Source organism: Bradyrhizobium sp. WSM1743, from assembly GCF_000473065.1.
In the GTDB taxonomy this organism is placed as follows: domain Bacteria; phylum Pseudomonadota; class Alphaproteobacteria; order Rhizobiales; family Xanthobacteraceae; genus Bradyrhizobium.
Genome location: NZ_AXAZ01000026.1, coordinates 17684 through 42458, shown reverse-complemented (window position 1 = coordinate 42458; position 24775 = coordinate 17684). Strand labels below are relative to the sequence as shown.

Annotated in this window: 17 protein-coding genes; 2 read left to right on the top strand and 15 right to left on the bottom strand. The window is 63.0% G+C overall.

Features of this window, described 5'->3' with window-relative positions:
• Nucleotides 1-25: 25 nt before the first annotated feature.
• The 15 genes from rpsG to YU9_RS0117775 form a co-directional block, all read right to left on the bottom strand.
• Nucleotides 26-496 (bottom strand): 30S ribosomal protein S7, encoded by a 471-nt coding sequence (gene rpsG / locus YU9_RS0117845; protein ID WP_018647239.1) that lies wholly within the window; start codon nt 494-496, stop codon nt 26-28.
• 15 nt (nt 497-511) lie between these two features.
• Nucleotides 512-883, bottom strand: coding sequence for a 30S ribosomal protein S12 (gene rpsL / locus YU9_RS0117840; RefSeq protein WP_007603006.1), 372 nt, complete (start codon nt 881-883; stop codon nt 512-514).
• A 904-nt stretch (nt 884-1787) separates the two neighbouring features.
• Entirely contained in the window at nt 1788-3776 is a 1989-nt protein-coding gene (locus YU9_RS0117835; protein ID WP_027574051.1) for an ABC transporter ATP-binding protein, read from the bottom strand.
• Between the two features lie 132 nt (nt 3777-3908).
• Nucleotides 3909-5963, bottom strand: coding sequence for an FAD-dependent oxidoreductase (locus YU9_RS0117830; RefSeq protein WP_027574050.1), 2055 nt, complete (start codon nt 5961-5963; stop codon nt 3909-3911).
• Between the two features lie 192 nt (nt 5964-6155).
• A complete protein-coding gene (gene rpoC / locus YU9_RS0117825; RefSeq protein ID WP_027574049.1) occupies nt 6156-10352 on the bottom strand; it encodes a DNA-directed RNA polymerase subunit beta' in 4197 nt (1398 codons plus the stop codon).
• Between the two features lie 129 nt (nt 10353-10481).
• Nucleotides 10482-14606, bottom strand: a complete 4125-nt coding sequence (gene rpoB / locus YU9_RS0117820) for a DNA-directed RNA polymerase subunit beta (RefSeq protein ID WP_027574048.1) — start codon at nt 14604-14606, stop codon at nt 10482-10484.
• Between the two features lie 482 nt (nt 14607-15088).
• On the bottom strand, nt 15089-15466 hold the full coding sequence (rplL, locus tag YU9_RS0117815) for a 50S ribosomal protein L7/L12 (RefSeq protein WP_027574047.1): 378 nt from the start codon (nt 15464-15466) through the stop codon (nt 15089-15091).
• 54 nt (nt 15467-15520) lie between these two features.
• The gene (gene rplJ / locus YU9_RS0117810; RefSeq protein ID WP_025037001.1) at nt 15521-16039 is read right to left on the bottom strand and encodes a 50S ribosomal protein L10; all 519 of its coding nucleotides are present in this window, start codon (nt 16037-16039) and stop codon (nt 15521-15523) included.
• Nucleotides 16040-16623: 584 nt separating this feature from the next.
• Complete coding sequence (locus tag YU9_RS0117805) at nt 16624-17577, bottom strand: 2-hydroxyacid dehydrogenase (RefSeq protein WP_027574046.1); 954 nt, start codon at nt 17575-17577, stop codon at nt 16624-16626.
• A 90-nt stretch (nt 17578-17667) separates the two neighbouring features.
• Nucleotides 17668-18360: a 50S ribosomal protein L1 gene (gene rplA, locus YU9_RS0117800; protein ID WP_025037003.1), complete on the bottom strand. Its 693-nt coding sequence runs from the start codon at nt 18358-18360 to the stop codon at nt 17668-17670.
• A 6-nt stretch (nt 18361-18366) separates the two neighbouring features.
• Nucleotides 18367-18795, bottom strand: a complete 429-nt coding sequence (gene rplK, locus YU9_RS0117795; RefSeq protein ID WP_011088164.1) for a 50S ribosomal protein L11 — start codon at nt 18793-18795, stop codon at nt 18367-18369.
• Nucleotides 18796-18926: 131 nt separating this feature from the next.
• Nucleotides 18927-19481, bottom strand: coding sequence for a transcription termination/antitermination protein NusG (gene nusG / locus YU9_RS0117790; protein WP_007602985.1), 555 nt, complete (start codon nt 19479-19481; stop codon nt 18927-18929).
• The gene (gene secE / locus YU9_RS0117785) at nt 19481-19672 is read right to left on the bottom strand and encodes a preprotein translocase subunit SecE (RefSeq protein WP_007611620.1); all 192 of its coding nucleotides are present in this window, start codon (nt 19670-19672) and stop codon (nt 19481-19483) included. The genes nusG and secE overlap by 1 nt, the downstream gene beginning before the upstream one ends.
• 331 nt (nt 19673-20003) lie before the next feature.
• Nucleotides 20004-21272, bottom strand: coding sequence for a class I SAM-dependent methyltransferase (locus YU9_RS0117780; protein WP_027574045.1), 1269 nt, complete (start codon nt 21270-21272; stop codon nt 20004-20006).
• Between the two features lie 65 nt (nt 21273-21337).
• Complete coding sequence (locus YU9_RS0117775) at nt 21338-21949, bottom strand: SIS domain-containing protein (RefSeq protein WP_027574044.1); 612 nt, start codon at nt 21947-21949, stop codon at nt 21338-21340.
• Nucleotides 21950-22090: 141 nt separating this feature from the next.
• On the opposite strand from YU9_RS0117775, the gene YU9_RS0117770 reads away from it, so the two are divergent.
• Nucleotides 22091-23107, top strand: a complete 1017-nt coding sequence (locus YU9_RS0117770) for an SDR family oxidoreductase (RefSeq protein ID WP_027574043.1) — start codon at nt 22091-22093, stop codon at nt 23105-23107.
• A gap of 83 nt (nt 23108-23190) precedes the next feature.
• Nucleotides 23191-24756: a PfkB family carbohydrate kinase gene (locus tag YU9_RS0117765; protein WP_027574042.1), complete on the top strand. Its 1566-nt coding sequence runs from the start codon at nt 23191-23193 to the stop codon at nt 24754-24756.
• The last annotated feature ends 19 nt before the right edge of the window (nt 24757-24775 follow it).

The window sequence follows — 24775 nt, the reverse complement described above, 5'->3', positions numbered from 1 at the left end:
CCTTGCGAGTCCGTTTGTTTCGCCGTTACCAGCGATAGTGCGAGAAGGCGCGGTTGGCTTCCGCCATGCGGTGCACGTCTTCGCGCTTCTTGACGGCGTTTCCCCGGTTGTTCGATGCGTCCAGAAGCTCAGCCGAGAGCCGCTCGGTCATCGTCTTCTCATTGCGCTCGCGCGCAGCCGCGATCAGCCAGCGGATGCCCAAGGCCTGCCGGCGGGTCGAGCGAACCTCGACCGGAACCTGGTAGGTTGCGCCGCCGACGCGGCGGGAGCGAACCTCGATGGTCGGCATGACGTTCTCGAGCGCCTGCTCGAACACGCCGAGCGGGTTCTGCTTGGTCTTGGATTCGATGATGCCGAACGCGCCGTAGACGATACCTTCGGCGACCGACTTCTTGCCGGCGTACATCACCGAGTTCATGAACTTCGTGACGATGATGTTCCCGAACTTCGGATCCGGGAGAACTTCGCGCTTTTCCGCAGAGTGGCGACGAGACATAGGCTTGGTTCCCGCTTACTTCGGACGCTTGGCGCCGTACTTCGAACGACGCTGCTTACGGTTCTTGACGCCCTGGGTATCCAGAACGCCGCGGAGGATGTGATAGCGCACGCCGGGCAAGTCCTTGACGCGGCCGCCGCGGATCATGACGACCGAGTGCTCCTGGAGGTTATGACCCTCGCCGGGGATGTAGCCGATCACCTCGAAGCCGTTGGTCAGGCGCACCTTGGCGACCTTACGAAGTGCCGAGTTCGGCTTCTTCGGAGTCGTGGTGTAGACGCGGGTGCAAACACCACGCTTCTGAGGCGACTGCTGCAGCGCCGGCACCTTCTTGCGCGACTTCTGCACTTCCCGCGGTTGAGCGATCAGCTGGTTGATCGTCGGCATCCTGGCCTTACCCTTTGTTCTGCCGCGGCCCCTTGCGGGCCCGCTGTCTTGCCGCGGCCCGTTGCCGGGACCGCAAATTCTGTTCGGGCCACCCGCCCGACGAGGCCGCCTCAAGCGGAACAATCCGCGCAAAGCGAAATCGCGCCAACCGCTCCATCAACGAGCGGAAAGCGCTTCGACGCCACAGAGGACCGCAGTATTGAGGCCGACCAGCGTAAAGCTGCGGCCCGCGCACCGAGGTCATGCATCCGAGTTTGATCTCAAGAGAACGTGCTCAAGAGAACTAAAATCGCACTGGCATTGCCTAGCTATGATCGACAGCGTTTGAGCGGCATTCGTCGAGGCTGGTGCCCGCCTTTGCGACCCCTTATGGATCTAGTCCTTGGGGATCAACGGGTGGCCCGTTCCGACGCTGGCGATGCTCACCGCCTGTCGTTAAGTGAGGCGCTTTCTATAAGTGAGAATCGGTCAAGTCAAGGTGAAACGACAGACACAAAGCGCTTCAGGCGCCTGCAAAAATAGGCTCTTGGCCGCCTCCCCGCTCCTGCCTGACATGGGAACGAAGCGCTTGGTCGCCAAGTCCGAAAGACAATTGTACCCGGATTAAATGTAGTTTTATTATCAAACTGAGGGCTTTTTTCCCGCCCACGCACAAATCTGCCGGCTGGCGGCGGGCTTTCCAGCGTCCACGGCGCGCTGCATTGCCCGGTCTGGCGGGGCTTTCGATGGTGCGCATCGATTTGCGGGGGCCGATGCGCCGAAGCCAAGTGTCGAAAAAGTCAGAGGCTCCGCGTCGGCCGAGCGCCCTGCGTCAGAGAATCAATGAGTCGGTGCTAGACCGCGCGTGCTTGGGAGACGAGACATGGATCGGCGACGGCGGTTCCTCGGAGCCGAACGCCTCAGGTCACTCCTCCTCGTCGTCATCGTCGCTGTCGTCGTCGGCGTGAGCCGACACGCCATGCGGCTGGTGGATCTGGTCGTTCCACAGCTTGCGATAGGTGCCGTTCTTGGCGAGCAGCTCGGCATGGGAGCCGCGCTCGATCGCCCTGCCCCCTGAAATCACGATGATCTCGTCCATCTCGACCACCGAAGCCAGGCGGTGGGTCGACCAGATCATGGTGCGGCCCTTGGCGACCTTGAGCAGCGTGCGGTTGATCGCGGCCTCCGTGGTCTGGTCGAGCGCCGAGGTGGCCTCGTCCAGCAGCAGCACGGACGGGTTACGGATGATCGCGCGCGCGATCGCGATGCGCTGGCGCTGGCCCCCCGACAGCGTGTCTCCGCGCTCTCCGACCAGCGTGTCGTATCGCTGCGGCAGGCTCATGATGTAGCGGTGGATCTCGGCCTTCTTGGCCGCCTCCTCCACCTCCTCGTCGGTCGCCCCCTCCTTGCCGAGCCGGATGTTCTCGCGGATCGACATGTTGAACAGCATGTTCTCCTGGAACACCACCGCCATGCTCCGGCGCAGCGAATCCAGCGTCACCTTGCGGACATCGACGCCGTCGATGGTGACGCGGCCCTCGTCGGGCACGTAGAGCCGCAGGATCAGATTGAGCAGCGTGCTCTTACCGGAGCCGCTCGGACCGACGATCGCGATGCGCTTGCCGGCATTGAGCTTGAGGCTGAGATTGTCCAGCACCGGCGTCTGACTGCCCTCGTACTGGAAGGTGACGTGATCGAAAGTAATATCGTTGGTGATGCGCGGCAGATCGGGCGCACCGGGGCGATCGGCCGCGCGGGTCGGCTCGTCGAGCAGTTCCTGGATGTGGCGGATCGCGGCGGCCGAGGAGATCGACACCGGGATGAAATGCATCACATGGGCGATGTTGTAGGACACCTCCCAGAACGCGCTCTCGAAGGTGACGAAGGTGCCGATGGTGATCTGGCCCTTGGTCGCCAGATAGGCGCCGATCGCGAGCACCACGAGGTGCAGGAGGAGCACTGAGATGGTGACCGTCCGCTCCACCATGGTCGAGAGGAACGCGGCCGAGGCGATCCTGTTGCGGGTTTCGTCGTTGCGCAAGGTGAAGAAGCCGAACATCTTGCGTTGCAGGCTGAACGCCTTGATCACGGCCTGGGCCGCCACGTTCTCCTGCACCATGCCGAGCAGCGCACTCTCGTTGAGCTTCTGCTCGTAATTGGCCTGCACCGCCTTGGGCGTCAGAATGCGCGGGCCGATCAGTGTGATCGGGAACACCAGCAGCGCAACGACGGCGAGCTGCCAGTTCAGGAACACCATCAGGATGATACCCGCGATCAGTTCCAGGAACGGCAGCGCGGCACTATTGGCAAACGTCTTGACCGAACTTTCGAAGGCCGAGAGGTCGACCGAGAAGCGCGACAGGATCTCGCCGCGCTTGGTACGGCCGAAATAGGCCGCCGGCAGGTCCTGGACGTGCTCGAACAGGCGCTTGCGGACATCGGAGATAATGCAGGCGGCAAGCCGCGCGTCCCAGCGCTCGTACCAGACGGCAACGATCGAGGTGAAGATGCCGGCGGCGGCGAGCGCGCCGAGGATCTTGTAGAGCGCCTGAAAATCCTCCTCGCCGAGCGCGTCGTCGATCAGGAACTTGAGGCTTAGCGGCATGATGACGTTGAACAACGTCTCGACCACAACGCCGAATGCCACGAATGACAGCATCCGCTTGTAGTTGGAGAGATAGGGTTTGACGAACCCGACGATGGTCGCGAGCGCACCGGCAGCTTCACGCGCGGTAAAGACGACGAGGTCCTCGTCCTCATCGTCGTCGTCGAGCTCCAGCTCGTCATCCCCCTGGTCTTTGGCGTCCTCGTCGTCTTCGAGGTCCGGCTTGGCGAGGGCGAGCTTGTCGTCGAGCTCGACCGCCTCTTCCGCGGCGAGCTTCTGTTTGTCGGGCGGGAGGGGCTTGGACGCCATGAAACCAACCGATGCTGACGGCCGGCATGACCGCAGAGAGAAGCACAAATAGCGGCACCCGCTATCGCACCGATTCTATGCGATCAGGACGAATTCGGCAAAACAATTGGCGAATCGGGAGCCGCCCCGCGGCTAGTCCTCGTCCTCGACCTTGTCGAAGAAGGAATAGCGCAGGCTATCGGCGTCCGCGTACCACTGCCCCGGCCCCTTATTGGCGGCGAGCGTCGCCTCCCAGAGCGCATCGGCACAATCCTTGCGGTGCATCGACAGGTCGAAGCCGTTGCCGAAGAACAGTTCGGACCATTCCCACCAGGTGCCGAGCTTCTTGACCCCACGCAGGAGGTCGTAGCGGTCGATCAGGCCCGGCGCCATGTCTGAGGTGATCGAGCCGAACACGAGGCCGGTCTTGACCACGCGGTTGAGCTCGCGGATCGCGCGGACCACCTGCTTCGGGGAAACGTGGCAGAGGCTGGTTTCGAACACGAAGTCGAACGTGCCGTCCTTGAACGGCATGTCGGTGATCGAGCCGAGCTTGTTGTACTTCTTCAGTGCTTTCGGTGTTTTGGCATGGATGGCGCGGTTGTTCTCGATCCCCCATGCATCGATGCCGCGATCGCGCAGCGCGCCGACCAGTTCGCCGCTGGCAGAGCCCGCCACCAGCAGCTTGGCGCCCGCAGCCTTGCCCCAGACGATGCCGATCAGCCTGGTGAGGTAATCGGGATCGGTGAAGTGCCGCCACGCTTCATGATAGGGACCGAGGCCGCGATAGTTCTCGAAATAATCGCGATCGATCTTGTCCGAGAGCGGCTTGTCCTCCTGCGCGCGTTCGCGGCGCAGGCGCATCATCTCGGTCAGGATGATGTCGGTCGCCGCGTCCGAGGAGTCGAGTAGGCCATTCAGCGTCGAATCGAACAGATAGTCGCCGACCACCACGATGCCGGGATGCTCCTTCGGCTCGGGCCGGTGATTGGTCATGACGTCGCGTACGGGCAAGCCACCCGGCAGCCCGTTCACCGACGACAGCCAGCGGTGGATCTTGCCTTCGATGAAATGCAAACGCGCATCGCCGAGAGAAGCCGGCAGCGATTTCAGGGCGGCATCGATCAGCTCCTGGTCCGACAGATTGGCAAAAGCCAGCGCGTCGGAGCCGGGAATGAGCCAGTTCAAAACACCATGCCTGCCGACGTCGTGGCGCGCGCCCTCGTTGTAGACGCAGCAGCCGCCGAAGGCCTCCGACATGAACCAGGCGCCCGGAATCTTCTCGCCCCAGAACGGCTCGTCGAACAGGATCGAGACGCGCAGGTAGTGCGCGGGGCGGTCGAAATAGGCAACGTGCTTGACCATCGACTTGCGCAGCTGCTCGCCCTCCCAGCCGAGGGTGGCGAGCCAGGAATGCGGCAGGCAGACCAGCACGAGGTCGAAGTCGCGGGTCTCCGGTCCCTTGCCGTTCATCATCTTGAGCTGATAGCGGCCGGTCGGCGCCTTGCCGACGGTGAGCACGCGGTGATTGAGCTGGATGTCGGCATTGACCTCCGACTGCAGGCACTCGATCAGCTGCTCGTTGCCGTTCTGGATGGAATAGAGGCCGATATAGCCGTCGACGTCCATCAGATAGTTCTTGAGCGCGTTGAGACCGTTGGTGTTGTGGCTCTCGGTCGCGATGTCGGAGCGCGCCATCACCTTGAAGAATCGCTTTGCCGTCTCGTCCTCGACCTCCTCGTCGAGCACCTGCTCGGCGGTCTTGTAGGCCCAGGGATTCTCATTGTCGTGCGCGCCAACGCCCTCGTAATATTCGATCGGCGACATCACCTCGGTGCAGCGCTTGCGGAACGCCTCGATCGCGGCCGCGGTCTTGGCGCCGTATTTGCGGCGCATGCCCGGCACGTCATTCAGGAGCTCGCCGCCGAAATGTACCTGCTCGGCGTCCATCGGAATGGTCTGGAGGCCGAAATGCTGGATCAGCTCGCGCAGCGGATCGGGTCCGGTCATCGAGTAATCGTAGATTTCGGCAACGCCGGCCTCGTACATCGCGGGCGCAGTATCGAATTTACGCGTGACGATCTTGCCGCCGAGCCGGTCGGAGGCCTCGTAGATGGTGACGCGGCAGAGATCGCCGAGCTTGCGCTTCAGATACCAGGCGCTCATCAGCCCGCCAGGGCCGCCGCCTACGATTGCGAGATCAAGCATGAGAGTTCCGTGGTCTTCCGGCCCTGCCCCTTCACGGGACCCCCGGTCTAAGCTCTCCTAGCAGAAGCACTTTTGCGACTGAAGGAAAGATGAACAAAGGTTATCCCGCATCGCAGCAAGCAATGAAAGCAGCAAAAAAGGCCGGCAAAAGCCGGCCTTTTCATTGTCCCCAGTATTCCTACGGATGAACGGTCATTCCGCAGGCGGCAGCGCCATCGGCTCCGCTTCCGGCGCGGGCGACACGACGGCCGCCTGCTTCTCGCGCTCGTCCAGGATCAGCTTGTCGCGCTTCATGGCGACTTCGCGGATCTTGGCCATGGAGGCGCCGGTGCCCGCCGGGATCAGCCGGCCGACGATGACGTTCTCCTTGAGGCCTTCGAGTGGATCGATCTTGCCGTTGACCGCCGCTTCGGTGAGGACGCGGGTGGTCTCCTGGAACGATGCCGCCGAGAAGAAGGAGCGGGTCTGGAGGCTCGCCTTGGTGATGCCGAGCAGAACCGGCGTTCCCGTGGCGGGCTTCTTGCCCTCCTCCTTGGCCTTCGCGTTCAGCGCGTCGAACTCGATCTTGTCGACCTGCTCGCCGGAGATCATGTCCGTATCGCCCTGGTCGGTGATTTCCACCTTCTGGAGCATCTGACGGACAATCACCTCGATGTGCTTGTCGTTGATGAGCACGCCCTGCAGCCGGTAGACCTCCTGGATCTCGTTAACCAGATAGGCCGCGAGTTCCTCGATGCCCTTCACCGCAAGGATGTCGTGCGGCGCCGGGTTGCCTTCCACGATGAAGTCGCCCTTTTCGACGACGTCGCCGTCCTGAAGGTGGATGTGCTTGCCCTTCGGGATCAGGTACTCGCGCGGCTCGTCGGTCTTGTCCATCGGCTCGATCGAGATGCGACGCTTGTTCTTGTAGTCGCGCCCGAACCGGATGGTGCCCGCGATTTCGGCGATGATCGCCGCATCCTTCGGACGCCGAGCCTCGAACAGTTCCGCCACCCGCGGCAGACCGCCGGTGATGTCACGCGTCTTGGCGCTTTCGGTCGAGACACGGGCGAGGATATCGCCCGGCTGGACCTTGGCTCCGATGTCGACCGAGAGAATCGCGTCGACCGACAGCATGTAGCGGGCATCGCCGCCACGGCCGAGCTTGAGCACCTTGCCGTCCTTGCCCTTGACCACGATGGCCGGACGCAGGTCCGAGCCGCCGCGCGTCGAGCGCCAGTCGATGACCACGCGCTTGGCGATACCGGTGGCTTCGTCGAGCGTTTCCGAGATCGACTGCCCCTCGAGCAGATCCTCGAAGCCGATGGTTCCTTCGACTTCGGTGAGCAGCGGACGGGTGTAGGGATCCCACTCGACGATGCGCTGGCCGCGTTTGACCATGTCGCCCTCGTCGACATGCAGGCGCGAACCGTACTGGATACGGTGCGTCGCACGCTCGGTGCCGTCGGCATCGACGATCGCGACAACCATGTTGCGCACCATCGCGATCAGGTGACCTTCGCTGTTGCGGGCGATGGCCTTGTTCCTGATCACGATCTTGCCGTCGAAGTTGGCTTCGACGAAGGACTGCTCGTTGAGCTGCGCCGCACCGCCGATGTGGAAGGTGCGCATGGTGAGCTGGGTGCCCGGCTCGCCGATCGACTGCGCCGCGATGACGCCGACCGCTTCGCCGTGGTTGACCGGCGTGCCGCGGGCGAGGTCGCGGCCGTAGCACTTGCCGCAGATGCCGTTGACGAGCTCGCAGGTCAGCGCCGAGCGGATCTTCACCTCTTGGATGCCGGCTTGATGGATGGCGTCCACGTGGCTTTCTTCCATCAGCGTGTCGCGCTTGACGATCACCTTGCCCGAGCCGTCACGCACGTCTTCGCAGGCCGTGCGTCCGAGGATGCGCGAGCCGAGCGAGGCTACCACGGTGCCGGCGTCGACGATGGCGCGCATCTTGATGCCGAGCTTGGTGCCGCAGTCGCTCTGCGTGATGATGCAGTCCTGCGCCACGTCGACGAGACGACGGGTCAGGTAGCCCGAGTTCGCGGTCTTCAACGCGGTGTCCGCGAGGCCCTTGCGGGCGCCATGGGTCGAGTTGAAGTACTCGAGCACCGAGAGGCCTTCCTTGAAGTTCGAGATGATCGGCGTCTCGATGATCTCGCCCGACGGCTTGGCCATCAGGCCGCGCATGCCGGCGAGCTGGCGCATCTGGGCCGGCGAACCGCGGGCACCGGAGTGAGCCATCATGTAGATCGAGTTGATGTCGGCGTCGGCTCCGCTCGCCGTCTTCTTGGTGGCGGAGATCTCCTTCATCATCGCCTTGGCGATTTCTTCCGTGGCCTTCGACCAGGCGTCGACGACCTTGTTGTACTTCTCGCCATGCGTGATCAGACCGTCGTTGTACTGCTGCTCGAAATCCTTCGCCAGCGTACGGGTGGTATCGACGATCTTCCACTTGCCGTGCGGCACGACCATGTCGTCCTTGCCGAACGAAATGCCGGCCTTGAACGCGTTGTAGAAGCCGAGCGCCATGATGCGGTCGCAGAAGATCACCGTCTCCTTCTGGCCGCAGTGGCGGTAGACCTGGTCGATGACGCCGGAGATCTCGCGCTTGGTCATCAGCTTGTTGATGATCTCGTACGAGATCCGCGGGTTCTTCGGCAGCAGGTTGCCGAGCATGACGCGGCCGGCGGTGGTCTCGATCCAGCGCTTGGAGACCTTGCCGGTCTCGTCCATGCCTTCCCACCGGTACTTGATCTTGGTGTGGAGGTGGATGACCTTCGCGTGCAGGGCGTGCTCGAGCTCGGCCATGTCGCCGAACACCTTGCCCTCGCCGGGCAGGCCTTCGCGCATGATCGAGACGTAGTACAGACCGAGCACGATGTCCTGCGACGGCACGATGATCGGCTGGCCGTTCGCCGGGTGCAGGATGTTGTTGGTCGACATCATCAGGACGCGCGCTTCCAGCTGCGCTTCGAGCGACAGCGGAACGTGCACGGCCATCTGGTCGCCGTCGAAGTCGGCGTTGAACGCGGAGCAGACCAGCGGGTGGAGTTGGATCGCCTTGCCCTCGATCAGCACGGGCTCGAACGCCTGGATGCCGAGGCGGTGCAGCGTCGGCGCGCGGTTGAGCAGCACCGGATGCTCGCGGATCACCTCGTCCAGGATGTCCCAGACCTCGGGCCGCTCCTTCTCGACCAGCTTCTTGGCCTGCTTCACGGTGGTGGACAGGCCCTTGGCGTCAAGCCGCGAATAGATGAACGGCTTGAACAGCTCGAGCGCCATCTTCTTCGGCAGGCCGCACTGATGCAGGCGCAGCTCGGGACCGACCACGATCACCGAACGGCCCGAATAGTCGACGCGCTTGCCGAGCAGGTTCTGGCGGAAGCGGCCCTGCTTGCCCTTGAGCATGTCGGCGAGCGACTTCAGCGGGCGCTTGTTGGCGCCGGTGATGACGCGGCCGCGCCGACCGTTGTCGAACAGCGCATCGACCGCCTCCTGAAGCATGCGCTTCTCGTTGCGGATGATGATGTCGGGCGCACGCAGCTCCATCAGCCGCTTCAAGCGGTTGTTGCGGTTGATGACGCGGCGGTAGAGGTCGTTGAGGTCCGAGGTCGCGAAGCGGCCGCCGTCCAGCGGCACCAGCGGACGCAGGTCCGGCGGGATCACCGGGACCACGGTCATGATCATCCATTCCGGCTTGTTGCCGGAGTGGCGGAATGCTTCCACGATCTTCAGGCGCTTGGCGAGCTTCTTGTGCTTGATGTCGGAGTCGGTCTCCTGCATCTCGGCACGCAAGGAGGCCTCGAGCTTCTCGAGGTCCATGCCCTTGAGCAGCTCGCGGATCGCTTCGGCGCCGATCATGGCCGTGAAGCTGTCCTGGCCGTACTCGTCCTGCGCCTTCAGATACTCGTCTTCCGACAGCAGCTGACGGTCCTTCAGCGCGGTGAGGCCCGGCTCGAGCACGACGTAATATTCGAAGTAGAGGATCCGCTCGAGATCCTTCAGCGTCATGTCGAGCAGGAGGCCGATGCGCGAGGGCAGCGACTTCAGGAACCAGATGTGGGCGACCGGGGCTGCGAGCTCGATATGGCCCATGCGCTCGCGCCGGACGCGCGACAGCGTGACCTCGACCGAGCACTTCTCGCAGATGATGCCCTTGTACTTCATGCGCTTGTACTTGCCGCACAAGCACTCGTAGTCCTTGATCGGCCCGAAGATGCGGGCGCAGAACAGGCCGTCGCGCTCGGGCTTGAAGGTCCGGTAGTTGATGGTCTCCGGCTTCTTGATCTCGCCGTAGGACCAGGACAGAATCTTCTCTGGAGACGCGATCGAGATCCGGATCTGGTCGAAGACCTGAGCCGGCGTCGTCGGGTTGAAGAGATTCATAACTTCTTGGTTCATCGTGTTCTCCTCGCGTGCCGGTCGCCTCCGGCCGCAAATTCGAAAATCACTCAAGCGGGGCGCCCTGCCCTCAAGGCCTCGGGAGGGGCGCCAATGCCCGGCCGTGAAGGCCGGGCATGACAGGTCGAATTACTCGGCCGCTTCCGACGTCGGCGCCGGTCCCATCTTGGAGTTGTGCAGGTCGACGTTGAGGCCGAGCGAGCGCATTTCCTTGACCAGCACGTTGAAGGATTCCGGAATACCGGCCTCGAACGTGTCGTCGCCGCGCACGATCGCCTCGTACACCTTGGTGCGGCCGGCGACGTCGTCCGACTTCACCGTCAGCATCTCCTGGAGCGTGTACGCCGCGCCGTAAGCCTCGAGCGCCCACACCTCCATTTCGCCGAAGCGCTGACCGCCGAACTGTGCCTTGCCGCCCAGCGGCTGCTGGGTGACGAGCGAGTACGGACCGATCGAACGCGCATGGATCTTGTCGTCGACGAGATGGTGCAGCTTGAGCATGTAGATGTAGCCCACCGTCACCTTGCGATCGAACGGATCGCCGGTGCGGCCGTCATAGACGGTCGACTGACCCGAAGCGTCGAGACCGGCAAGCTTCAGCATCTCCTCGATGTCGGCTTCCTTGGCACCGTCGAACACCGGCGTCGCGATCGGCACGCCGCGGCTGAGGTTATGGCCGAGTTCGAGCAGCTCGTTGTCGTTGAGCGACTTGATCGTCTCGTCCTCGCCGTAGACCTTCTTCAAGGTTTCCTTCAACGGCTTGATGTCCTGCTTCGACAAATAAGCATCGACCGTCTGGCCGATACGCTTGCCGAGACCGGCGCAGGCCCAGCCGAGATGGGTCTCGAGGATCTGTCCGACGTTCATGCGCGAGGGCACGCCGAGCGGATTGAGCACGATGTCGGCATGCGTGCCGTCTTCGAGGAACGGCATGTCCTCGATCGGCACGATCTTCGACACCACGCCCTTGTTGCCGTGGCGGCCGGCCATCTTGTCGCCGGGCTGGATCTTGCGCTTCACCGCGACGAAGACCTTGACCATCTTCATCACGCCGGGCGGCAATTCGTCGCCGCGCTGCAGCTTCTCGACCTTGTCGAGGAAGCGCTGTTCCAGCCCCTTCTTCGACTCGTCGTACTGCTTCCGCATGGCCTCGATCTCGGCCATCAGCTTGTCGTTCGGCGAAGCGAACAGCCACCATTGCGACTTCGGGTACTCCTCGAGCACCGCACGGGTGATCTTGGTGTCCTTCTTGAAGCCCTTCGGACCAGCAATGCCCTGCCGTCCCTCGAGGAGCTCGGCAAGACGGTTGTAGACGTTGCGGTCCAGGATCGCCTGCTCGTCGTCGCGGTCCTTGGCGAGGCGCTCGATCTCTTCCCGCTCGATCGCCAGCGCACGCTCGTCCTTGTCGACGCCGTGGCGGTTGAAGACGCGCACTTCCACGATCGTGCCCTGCACGCCCGGGGGAACGCGCAGCGAGGTATCGCGAACGTCGGAGGCCTTCTCGCCGAAAATGGCGCGCAAGAGCTTCTCTTCCGGCGTCATCGGGCTTTCGCCCTTCGGCGTGATCTTGCCGACCAGGATGTCACCGGCGCGCACTTCCGCACCGATGTAGACGATACCGGCTTCATCGAGGTTCTTCAGCGCTTCTTCCGAAACGTTCGGAATGTCGCGGGTGATTTCCTCAGGTCCGAGCTTGGTGTCGCGGGCCATCACCTCGAACTCCTCGATGTGAATCGAGGTGAAGACGTCTTCCTTCACGATCCGCTCGGAGAGCAGGATCGAGTCTTCGAAGTTGTAGCCATTCCACGGCATGAACGCGACCAGCACGTTCCGGCCGAGCGCGAGCTCGCCGAGATCGGTCGACGGACCGTCGGCGATGATGTCGCCCTTCTTGACGATGTCGCCGACCTTCACCAGCGGACGCTGGTTGATGCAGGTCGACTGGTTGGAGCGCTGGTACTTCATGAGGCGGTAGATATCGACGCCCGACTTGGTCGGATCGAGATCTTCCGTGGCGCGGATGACGACGCGGGTGGCGTCGATCTGGTCGATCACGCCCGAGCGGCGCGCCGCGATCGCGGCGCCCGAGTCACGGGCAACCACGCCCTCCATGCCGGTGCCGACGAACGGCGCCTCGGCGCGAACCAGCGGCACCGCCTGGCGCTGCATGTTCGAGCCCATCAGCGCGCGGTTGGCGTCGTCGTTCTCGAGGAACGGGATCAGCGCCGCGGCGACCGAAACGAGCTGCTTCGGCGACACGTCCATGTAGTCGACCTTGTCGGGCGTCATCGGCACGACGTCGCGGGTCCCGCTCGAACGGCAGACCACGAGGTCTTCGGTGAAGCGGCCCTTGGCATCGACCGGCACGTTGGCCTGGGCCACCGAATAGCGCCCTTCTTCCATCGCCGACAGATACACGACCTCGTCCGTCACGCGGCCGTCCTTCACCTTGCGATACGGCGTCTCGACGAAGCCATACTTGTTCACGCGCGCGAAGGTCGCGAGCGAGTTGATCAGACCGATGTTCGGACCTTCCGGCGTCTCGATCGGGCAGATGCGGCCGTAATGCGTCGGATGCACGTCGCGCACCTCGAAGCCGGCGCGCTCGCGGGTCAGACCGCCCGGTCCGAGCGCCGACAGGCGACGCTTGTGGGTGATCTCGCTGAGCGGGTTGGTCTGGTCCATGAACTGCGAGAGCTGGGAGGAGCCGAAGAACTCGCGCACGGCGGCAGCCGCAGGCTTCGCGTTGATCAGGTCTTGCGGCATGACCGTGTCGATATCGACCGAGGACATGCGCTCCTTGATCGCGCGCTCCATGCGCAACAGGCCGATGCGGTACTGGTTCTCCATGAGCTCGCCGACCGAGCGCACACGGCGGTTGCCGAGATGGTCGATGTCGTCGATCTCGCCCTTGCCGTCGCGCAGATCCACCAGCGTCTTGATGACGGAGAGAATGTCCTCCTTGCGCAGCGTGCGCTGTGTGTCGGGCGCATCGAGATCGAGACGCATGTTCATCTTGACGCGGCCGACCGCGGAGAGGTCGTAGCGCTCGGCGTCGAAGAACAGCGACTGGAACATGGCCTGCGCCGATTCCAGCGTCGGCGGCTCGCCCGGACGCATCACGCGGTAGATGTCGAACAGCGCGTCCTCACGCGTCATGTTCTTGTCGGCCGACAGCGTATTGCGGATGTAGGGGCCGACATTGACGTGATCGATGTCGAGCAGCGGCAGCTCCTTGTAGCCCTGCTCGTTGAGCGCCTTCATCAGCTTGTCGGTGATTTCCTCACCGGCCTCGGCGTGGATCTCACCGGTCTTCGGGTTGACGAGATCCTCGGCGACGTAGTTACCGACCAGTTCCTCGTCGGCCATGCGCAGCGCCTTCAGCCCCTTCTCCTGGAGCTGGCGGGCGGCGCGGACGGTGAGCTTCTTGCCGGCCTCGAGCACGACCTTGCCGGTGTCGGCATCGATCAGGTCGTTGACGGTCGAGTAGCCGCGGAAACGGTTGGCGTCGAACGGAACGCGCCAGCCTTCCTTGGTCCGCTTGTAGAGGATCTTCTTGTAGAACGTGGACAGGATCGCCTCGCCGTCGAGGCCGAGGGCGAACATCAGCGACGTCACCGGAATCTTGCGGCGACGGTCGATACGCGCATAGACGATGTCCTTGGCGTCGAACTCGATGTCGAGCCAGGAGCCGCGATACGGGATGACGCGGGCGGCGAACAGCAGCTTGCCCGAGGAATGGGTCTTGCCCTTGTCGTGGTCGAAGAACACGCCGGGCGACCGGTGCATCTGCGAGACGATGACGCGCTCGGTGCCGTTGACGATGAAGGTGCCGTTCATCGTCATGAGCGGGATGTCGCCCATGTAGACGTCCTGCTCCTTGATGTCCTTCACCGACTTGGCGCCGGTCTCCTCGTCGATATCGAACACGATGAGGCGCAGCGTCACCTTGAGCGGCGCAGCAAAGGTCATGCCGCGCTGGCGGCACTCGTCGACGTCGTATTTCGGCTGCTCGAACTCGTAGCGGACGAATTCCAGCATCGAGGTGCCCGAGAAGTCGGAAATCGGAAACACCGAGCGGAACACCGCCTGCAGACCCTCGTCGAGACGACCGCCCGGGGGTTCGTCGACCATCAGGAACTGGTCATAGGACGCCTTCTGAACCTCGATGAGGTTCGGCATCTCGGCGACTTCCTTGATGTGTCCGAAGAACTTGCGAACGCGTTTGCGACCGGTGAATGTCTGCTGCGCCATCGTGGCCTCTCATTTTCGTCGCCCGCTCTGGGCGCGCCGTCCGGAACGCGGCTGCCACCGCTTTCCGGGTTGAATTTTTCGAACCCGTCTTGGGGGCCGGAGACGCAGTTTCAGGCGCCGATGTCCTGAATCTGTTCTTCAGACCTTCAAAACGCAAAACGACGCGCGGGGCGCAGATGCGCGCCCGCCCGTCACAACGATCATCTTCACGGACTGCAAAAGCCCGAAATAGCCTGCTCTCCCAACGGCTTACAGGGAAATCCGGCATCCCTGCCCACCGCGCTTTCGTGCTGTCGACCCGATATGGGGCGACAATAGTGCAGATTCGAGGGTTAAACCCTCAAATCCCCACACTTTTTCGTGTTCGGCCTGCGTCGGGACGTTCCGTCGCACGCCTTTTGCATCGGGTCCACCCTCTTGAGGAGCGGACCGGGATCCGGGCCTCGCCGATGCGCGGCCGGGATCCCGCCAGCAAGCGTTGCTTACTTGAGCTCGACCTTGGCGCCAGCCTTCTCGAGCTGGGCCTTGATCTTGTCGGCTTCTTCCTTGTTCACGCCTTCCTTCAGCGGCTTCGGAGCACCCTCGACGAGGTCCTTTGCTTCCTTCAGGCCGAGACCGGTGATGGCGCGGACTTCCTTGATGACCTCGATCTTCTTGTCGCCGGCGCTGGCGAGAACGACCGTGAACTCGGTCTTCTCTTCCGCCGGAGCGGCAGCGCCGCCAGCAGCAGCCGGGCCGGCCACGGCGACAGCCGCGGCAGCCGAAACGCCCCACTTCTCTTCGAGGAGCTTCGCCAGTTCAGCAGCTTCGAGCACGGTGAGGCTCGAGAGGTCGTCAACGATCTTCTGCAAGTCAGCCATTGTTCAGTTTCCTTGAGTGTAAGTCTGGTTCGGGTTTGAGTTTTGCGAAGGGCGTCAGGCCGCTTCGCCCTTTGAGGCATGAGCCTGGATGACGCGCGCGAGCTTGCCCGCAGGCGCATTGGCGAGCTGGGCCAGCTTGGTCGCCGGGGCCACGATGAGGCCGACGATCTTGCCGCGCAGTTCGTCAAGCGACGGCAGCGAGGCAAGCGCCTTCACGCCGTCGACATTCAGGACGGTCTTCCCCATCGATCCGCCGACGATGACGAACTTTTCGTTCGCCTTGGCGAATTCGATGGCGACCTTTGGCGCCGCTACCGGATCGTTCGAAGTGGCGATCACGGTCGGTCCCTTCAGCATGGGGCCGATGGCAACGACGTCAGTGCCTTCAAGAGCAATTTTGGCGAGACGGTTCTTCGAGACCTTCACCGCAGCGCCCGCCTGCTTCATCTGCTGGCGCAGCTTCTGCATCTGGGCGACGGTGAGGCCGGAATATTGAGCAACGACCGCGACGCTCGTGGTCTTGAAGACCTCATTGAGCTGTTCGACCGCTTCTTTTTTTGCCGCTCGTTCCACAGCAAGCTCTCTCCGGTTGGCGGTCATCGCGAGAAGCGGGACCGCCGGGTTGCACCCATCGTCCCGCCCAAACCTGAACCTCCGGGCCAAAACCCTTCGGACACGCCGGGCAAGACGACAATTCAAAGCCTGCCCTCCGAGAGCCCCTTAAGTGGCCCACGGCGTGTCGAGGTCCGAACCAGACCCGTTTCGCAAGGCCAGCCCTTAAAGCTGGGTGCGAAGTGAAATCCGGTCTTCACCCGTCTATGCAGGCCATGCGATTAAGCCGTTGAGAAATCGAAATTTCCCGCGGGCGCCTGCAGTCTTGGACAGGACAAGGTCAGCCGGCGAACCGCCCGACCTCTGCCCGCATCCCAGCCAACCGACGGTTTTCCTTCCTTTTCCGGGCAAATCCTTGCGGACGTCCTGAAAAGGAATGATCTCCTGCCGTCGGGTTTTCGGAATGCGTGCACAGACGCGCCAGCCGAGGCCGGCACGTCCGGAGGCGGTTCTTTAACCGCTCCGGGCCTCCTTGCCAAGAGCAAAATTCACACCAGTTCCAATCGATTGCCGGCCGAGCTTGAGATCGCCCAACAAGGACCGATTCAGGCCGATTTGACCGCGTAAGGCAGCGGCTTGCCCTCGAAGAACGCGGTCAGGTTCGCCAGCACGCAATTCTGCATGGCGACGTGCGAGTCCAGGGTATGGCCGCCGATATGAGGCGCGAACACGACGTTGGGGAGCGCAGTCAAGGCGTCAGGGGCGTGCGGTTCCTTCTCATAGACGTCGAGACTGGCGCCGGCAATGGTCTTGTCGGTGAGCGCCGCGACCAGCGCCTTCTCGTCGATGACCGAGCCGCGGGAGATGTTGACGACGTAGCCGTCCGCGCCGAGGCGCCTCAGGATATCGGCATTGACGACATGCTGGGTCTCCGCCCCTGCCCGGACGGCGATCATCAGCACGCTACACCAGTCGGCCAGCGCCTCCAGCGACGGGAAATATTGATAGGGCAGATCGTATTTGGTGCGGCTGTAATAGCCGACCTCGCTCTCGAACGCCGCGCAGCGTGCCGCGATCTTGCGGCCGATCTCGCCCATGCCATAGACGCCGATGCGGCGGCCGGGCATGCCCGCTTGCGGGCGCATCATCGGCGACTGTTTTGACGCCGCCCAATCGCCGCTGCGGACATATTGGTCGGCCACCAAAATCCGCCGCGTCGTCGCCAGCATCAGGGTCATCGCGATGTCGGCGACCGAGGCGGCGTTGGCGCCCGGACTGTGGCCGACCGCGATGTTGCGGACGGCGGCGGCCTTCAGGTCGACGCCGTCATAGCCGGTACCATAACAGACGATGGCGCCGAGCTTTGGAAGCAGGTCCATCGCCTCCGCGCCGAGCGGGGTGCCACCCGCGGTCAGCATCGCGCGGATGCCGCCGAGCACATCGGCCGAAAACACCTCGCGCGCGGGCTTGCCGCCGGTGTCGAGCAGCTCGAACCGCTCGGCGAAACGCGCCATCATGCTCTTGGGAAAGCGCGAATAGATCAGGACCTTGTCAGCCATTGTTCTTGTTTCCGGAGAGCGCCGCCACAAACGACGAGGGGCGGAATCGGTTGCCCAATTCCGCCCCTCGCCTCATGCAATTTCCAAACCTCAGCCGAGGATGGTGCCCGGCTCGACCTTCACGCCGGGGCCCATCGTCGAGGACACCGCAACGCGCTGGATATAAGTGCCCTTGGAACCGGCCGGCTTCGCCTTGGAGACAGCGTCAGCGAGAGCCTTGATGTTCTCGACCAGCTTCTCCTCGGAGAACGAGGCCTTGCCGACACCGGCCTGCAGGATGCCGGCCTTCTCGACGCGGAACTCGACCGAACCGCCCTTAGCACCCTTCACCGCACCGGTGACGTCCATGGTCACGGTGCCGATCTTCGGGTTCGGCATCAGGCCGCGCGGGCCGAGCACCTTACCGAGACGGCCGACCAGCGGCATCATGTCGGGGGTGGCGATGCAGCGATCGAAATCGATGGTGCCGTTCTGCACCTTCTCGACCAGGTCTTCGGCACCGACGACGTCGGCACCGGCGGCCTTGGCTTCGTCGGCCTTGGCGCCACGGGCGAACACGCCGACGCGGAGCGTACGGCCGGTGCCGTTCGGCAGGGTCACGACGCCGCGGACCATCTGGTCGGCGTGACGCGGATCGACGCCGAGATTGATCGCGACCTCGATGGTCTCGTCGAACTTCGCTTTCGCGCGCTCCTTGACCATCTTGATGGCGTCCGCGAGCGGGTAAAGCTTTTCGCGGTCAATGCCTTCGCGGGCTTTGTTCAAACGCTTTCCGATTGCCATGGCCGCTTACCCCGCAACTTCCAGACCCATCGAGCGGGCGGAGCCCTCGACCATCTTCATGGCCGATTCGATGGTGTCGCAATTCAAGTCCTTCATCTTCTTCTCGGCGATCTCGCGCACCTGCGCCTTGGTCACCTTGCCGGCCTTGTCACGGCCCGGCGCCTTCGAGCCGGACTGGATCTTGGCGGCCTGCTTGAGGAAGTAGGACATCGGCGGCGTCTTCATCTCGAAGGTGAAGGAACGGTCCGCATAGATGGTGATGATCACCGGGATCGGGGTGTTCTTCTCTTCCTTCTGGGTCTGGGCGTTGAACGCCTTGCAGAACTCCATGATGTTGAGACCGCGCTGACCGAGCGCGGGACCGATCGGGGGCGAAGGATTCGCCGCACCGGCCGGGACCTGAAGCTTCAGGTATCCGGTCACTTTCTTTGCCATGTATCACTCCTGTTGTGCCGACGGAGCCGGCGGTTTCAGGTTCGTGGTCGGGATCGATGTGCGGCTGGCAACCGCCCTCGTCCTCCCACGGCCTCTCGTCGCGTGAGGCCAAAGCCTCACGCCTCGTCCGGTCAGACCTTCTCGACCTGACCGAATTCCAGCTCGACCGGCGTGGCACGGCCGAAGATCGACACGGCGACCTTCACGCGCGAGCGCGCCTCGTCGATTTCCTCGACCACACCTGAGAACGAGGCGAACGGGCCGTCGGCCACGCGCACGTTCTCGCCGATCTCGAACGACACCGACGCCTTCGGCCGTTCCACGCCCTCCTGCACCTGGTGCAGGATGCGCATGGCCTCAGCTTCCGAGATCGGCATCGGCTTGTTCTCGGCGCCGAGGAAGCCCGTCACTTTCGGCGTGTTCTTGATCAGATGGAACGCCTCGTCGGTCAGCTTCATCTTCACCAGCACATAGCCCGGGAAGAACTTGCGCTCGGCGTCGATCTTGCGGCCGCGGCGCACTTCCGTGACTTTCTCGGTCGGCACCAGCACCAGCTCGAACAGCTCCTCGAGCCCGCGCTGCTTGGCCTGCTCGCGGATCGATTCGGCGACCTTCTTCTCGAAATTCGAATAGGCGTGGACGATGTACCAGCGCTTGTCGGACAGTTGAGCGGTTGCTGTTGCCATCAGTGAATGCCCAGGAGGAAGGTGATGAGGTAGCGGATGATCTGGTCGGCGGCGAAGAAGAAGATCGAGGCCACGGCGACCATGACGAACACCATGATGGTGGTGATCGTGGTCTCGCGGCGGGTCGGCCAGGTGACCTTGGCAGTCTCCGAGCGCACTTCCTGCAAGAACTTGAACGGGCTGACTGCCATCGTTTGATGTCCAACGTCCGTCGACAGACGCAAAATGAATTTCAGGGATCCGAACAGCCGCCGTTGGCCCAGCCCTCTGTCTCGAAGGATGAGCCGGAAACCGGGCTCGATTGTTCGGGGATTTCAAAGCCGCGCCGGATATCCGCATCTCAACGGGCCGGCTGCGAGTGCGGGGTATCTACTGCGGATGGGGCCAAAGGTCAAGGTATAGAGAGTTCGCGCGGGCCAGCCGCCCTGCCCCGGACGGCCGCGCAGAGGCCATGCGGATCAAGGGGTTATCCACCGCCCGCATGGCGCCATCCTCAGGGAGGCCATCAGCAGCCCTGCACCGTCAGTCGGCCCGGTCGACCATGGAAATTCCCGGCAGCGGCACGACGAACTTTCCGCCCTCGGCGAAATAGCGGGCGTGCTTGGCCCGGATCGGGTCGACATAGCGCCAGGCGAAGACCACGACGAACGCGGGCTTGCGCTCGTAAAGGGCGGCCGGAGGCAGGATCGGAATGTCGTAACCCGGGCCAGCCATCACGTTCCCCTTGTTGGGGTCGTCGTCCACCAGGAAGTCGATCTTGTTCTCCAGGCCGAACTGCGGAAGCAGGGTCGTGGTGCCGACCGAGACGCCGTAACCGGCGACCAGCTGCCCGCGCGCATGGGCGGCATCGGCCATCGCGACCAGTTCCTCGCGAATGGCGGCGATCCTCTTTACATAGGGCACATAATAGGCCGGCTGATCGACGCCGAGCCGGTCCTCCTCGGCGATGAAGCGTGCGACCTCCGCGGACGGCTTCTTCGCACCGCCGGCGCGCTGGACCGTCACGCGGATCGAGCCGCCCTTGGTCCAGATGTGCTGGACGTCAATGACTTCCATGCCAAGCCGGGCAAAGAAGCGCGTCAGCGGCTTGATGTTAAAATACGACAGATGCTCGTGATAGACGGTGTCGAGCAGGTTCTTCTCGGTGACGTCGACGCCGTATTGCGTTTCGAAGACGAACAATCCGTCCGGCGCAAGCACGTCGCGAACCCCGATCACCAGCGGATCGAGATTGTCGACATTGGCGATCATGTTGTTGGCGATCACGACGCTCGCAGCACCGTGGCTCTGCAGGATGCGGCGCCCGATGGCATCGGTGAAGAAATCGCCGATGGTCTCGATCCCCGCTTCCGTCGCACGCCGCGCAATGTCGACGGCAGGATCGACGCCCAGCACCCGCATGCCGCGCTCCCTAAAGAAGCCGAGCAGCGATCCGTCGTTGCTGCCGAGCTCCACGACCAGTGAGCCCGGCGCGATGCCGAAGCGGCTGACGACGTCGTTGGCGTAGCCTGCGAAATGCTCCCGCAGGCCGAGCGAGAGCGAAGTGGTATAGACGTAATTGCGGTACTGGATCTCCGGATTGCCGACATGGAGAATCTGGAGGTGGCCGCAGTCCCTGCACAGATGCAGCGCCATCGGTACCGCAGCCCGGAAGACGGGATCGTCGACGCTGGCGTTCGGCACCTGGAAGTTCGGCGTGCCAATGGGCATGCCTACCATCGGGACGACCAGCTCTTGCTTCTCCGAATGACAGAGGCGGCAGGTATGGCGGACGTAGAACAGGTTTTTCATCGTGCAACCGAAAAACGAGAAACGCGATCGGGTGAGCAACCCACCCCGTGACGACCAGACCCCCTTCAGGATGCCGGATACTCCGCACGACCGATCACGAGGTCGATCGCGGCCATCATCCAGAACTGGTGCGTGGTCTCGACAATGTTGTAGCTGCGGCTGTCGACGAAGAAATTGACGTCGCCGAGATCGCGCAGGGGATTGTCGGCACTCATCCCCGACAGCGTGATGACGTCGAGCTTCATCGTCCGCGCCTGCGCAACCGCATTGAGGATGTTCTTCGAGCGCCCCGACGAGCTGATCGCGACAAGGCAATCGCCGGCACACGCATTCAGCCGCACGGCGTGCGCGATCCAGTCATCGAAGCCGTAATCGTTGGCGAGGCACGACATCATGCTCGCATCGCTGAAGCAGAGCGCGGGCACCGCGGCGTTCTTCGAAAGATCGATCGCCAGATGCGAGGCGATGCCGGACGAACCGCCGTTGCCGATGAAGATGACGCGGCCGCCCTGCTCGCGCGTGCGCAACCAAAGGGCGCGGGTGGCGGAGATCCCAGCAAGAACGTCGTCGTCAAGCGCCGTCGCGCGATGCAGGCGCCCCACGTAATCGTCGAGGAAAGCCTTGGGATCGGGGTCGACGGACTCGACGGGAATCGGCTGGCGACTCGGCTGCAACATGATGCTTGGATATCGGCTATCACCAGGGATTGCAAAGGTATAATCCTTGCGAAGTCGGCGAGCGGCTGATAGTCGGCGTTCGGGTTTGACGTAACATTGGCGGGCCTATTTCGCTGGGCACTCGCATCACGGATGTTCCCCATGAAATGCATTGTCACTGGTGGCGCAGGTTTCATCGGAAGTCACCTCGTCGACCGCCTTCTCGATGATGGCCACGAGGTCATCGCGCTCGACAATTTCGTCATTGGTCGCCCCGAAAATCTGGCCTCACGCGCCGATTCGAGCCAGTTGAAGGTCGTGCGGGCTGATGTCACCGACCTCAAATCGATCAAACCGTATTTCCACGGTATCAACTGGGTCTTTCACCTCGCGGCGCTGGCCGATATCGTTCCCTCGATTGAGTCGCCGCTCCCGTATCATCGCGCCAATGTCGACGGCACCGTCAATGTCCTCGAAGCGGCAAGGCACGCGGGCGTCGAGCGTTTCGTCTACGCCGCCTCGTCATCCTGCTACGGCATTCCCGACGTCTATCCGACGCCAGAGAGCGCCGGGATCCGGCCGATGTACCCCTATGCGCTTACCAAGAATCTCGGCGAGCAGTGCGTCATGCATTGGTGCCAGGTCTACAAGCTGCCCGCGGTCGCGCTGCGCCTGTTCAACGTATACGGGCCGCGGCATCGCACCACCGGCACCTACGGTGCCGTGTTCGGCGTGTTCATGGCGCAGAAGCTCGCCGGCAAACCTTTCACGGTGGTCGGCGACGGCGAGCAGACGCGCGACTTTACCTTCGTCAGCGACGTCGCGGATGCCTTCGTGACCGCCGCGCGCTCCGATATCTCGCACGAGATATTCAACGTCGGCTCGGACAACACCTACAGCGTCAACCGCCTGGTCGAGCTTCTCGGCGGCGACAAGGTCCACATTCCCAAACGTCCGGGCGAGCCCGATTGCACCTACGCCGACATCACCAAGATCAAGCGGGTCCTGAACTGGACGCCGAAGGTGAAATTCGAGGACGGCGTTGCGACCATACTGAAATCGATGGATCAGTACAAGGACGCGCCCCTGTGGACGGTCGACAAGATCGCCGACGCCACCCAGGATTGGTTCAAATATCTCGGTGACGACAAGGGCTCGCCGCAGAAGGCAAGCTCTTGAACAGGTTCGCCTGATATCGTTGCTGCGAATCGATCAATTTCGGGCTGGCCATTTGAGACCTCCCGGCGCTTTGGGCAATTCACATGGGTAACGCTCCGACAGACAAGGCGACTGTCCATCCGGCACCGCACGACAAGATCAAGACCATCGAGGGGCTGGGTGAGGTCGCGCGCGCCGCGCGGGCAAAGGGCCTGACCGTCGCGCTGTGCCACGGCGTGTTCGATCTCGTGCATCTCGGCCACGTCCGCCACATCCTGGCGGCGCGCAACGAGGCCGACGTGGTCATCGTGACCATCACCGCCGACCGTTTCGTCAACAAGGGCCCGGGACGCCCGATCTTTCCGGAGAACATGCGCGCGGAGATGCTGGCCGCGCTCGGCACGGTCGACTGGGTCGGCATCAACCAGGCCTCCAGCGCCGAGCCGGTCCTCAATACCGTGAGCCCCGACATCTACGTGAAGGGCTCGGACTACGAGAATCCCGAGGACGACGTCACCGGCAAGATCGCCATCGAGCGCGAGGCGGTCGAACGTCATGGCGGACGAATCGTCTTCACGCGCGACGTGACCTTCAGCTCGTCGTCGCTACTGAACCGCTACTTCGACATCTACGATCCCCCCTTGCGCGACTACCTGCAGAAGGTCCGCGAAGGCGGCGGCGCCGAGCGCCTGCTGAAGCTGGTCGACAAGATCCAGGACATGCACGTCGTGCTGGTCGGCGATACCATCATTGACGAATACAAGTACGTCACGGCGCTCGGAAAGGCCTCCAAGGAGAACATCGTCGCCACCCAGTTCAAGAACGGCGAGCAGTTTGCCGGCGGTGTCATTGCCGCGGCCAATCACGTCGCGAGCTTCTGTAAATCGGTCGAGATCGTCACGACGCTCGGCGGCAACGACTACCCCGAAGAGTTCATTCGCGCGCATGTCCGCCCGAACGTCACGCTCACGCCGATCCGCGTCCAGGGCCGCCCGACCACCCGCAAGCTGCGCTACGTCGAAATGGGCTATCTGCACAAGCTGTTCGAAGTCTACACGATGGACGACACGCCGCTCGACGAGACCGAGCGCAAGGAAATCGACCGCCTCACCGCAGAGCGCGTGCGCGGCGCGGACGTGGTCATCGTCACCGATTTCGGTCACGGCATGATCGCATCCAGCACGATCGACACGTTGATCGCGAAAGCCAAGTTTCTGGCGGTCAACGCCCAGAGCAACAGCGGCAACCACGGCTACAATCTGATCACCAAGTATCCGCGGGCCGACTACATCTGCATCGACGCGCCGGAAGCGCGCCTGGCGGCCACCGACAAGTTCAACGACATCGCATCGGTGATCGAGGACGGCCTGCACCGCAAGATCGATTGCGACAACATGATCATCACGCACGGCTCCTTCGGCTGCTACCCCTTCTCGTCGAAGACCGGCGTCGCGCGCGTACCCGCCTTCACCAAGACCGTCATCGACACCGTCGGTGCGGGCGATGCCTTCCTGACGATTACGGCGCCGCTGGTGGCCGCCGGCGGCAATATCGAGGATGTCGCCTTTATCGGCAATGCGGCGGGCGCGATCAAGGTCGGCATCGTCGGTCACCGCAGCTCGGTCGAAAAAGCCCCGCTAGTCAAATTCGTCACCGCATTGTTGAAATAGCGCAAAAGAGAAATTCCGG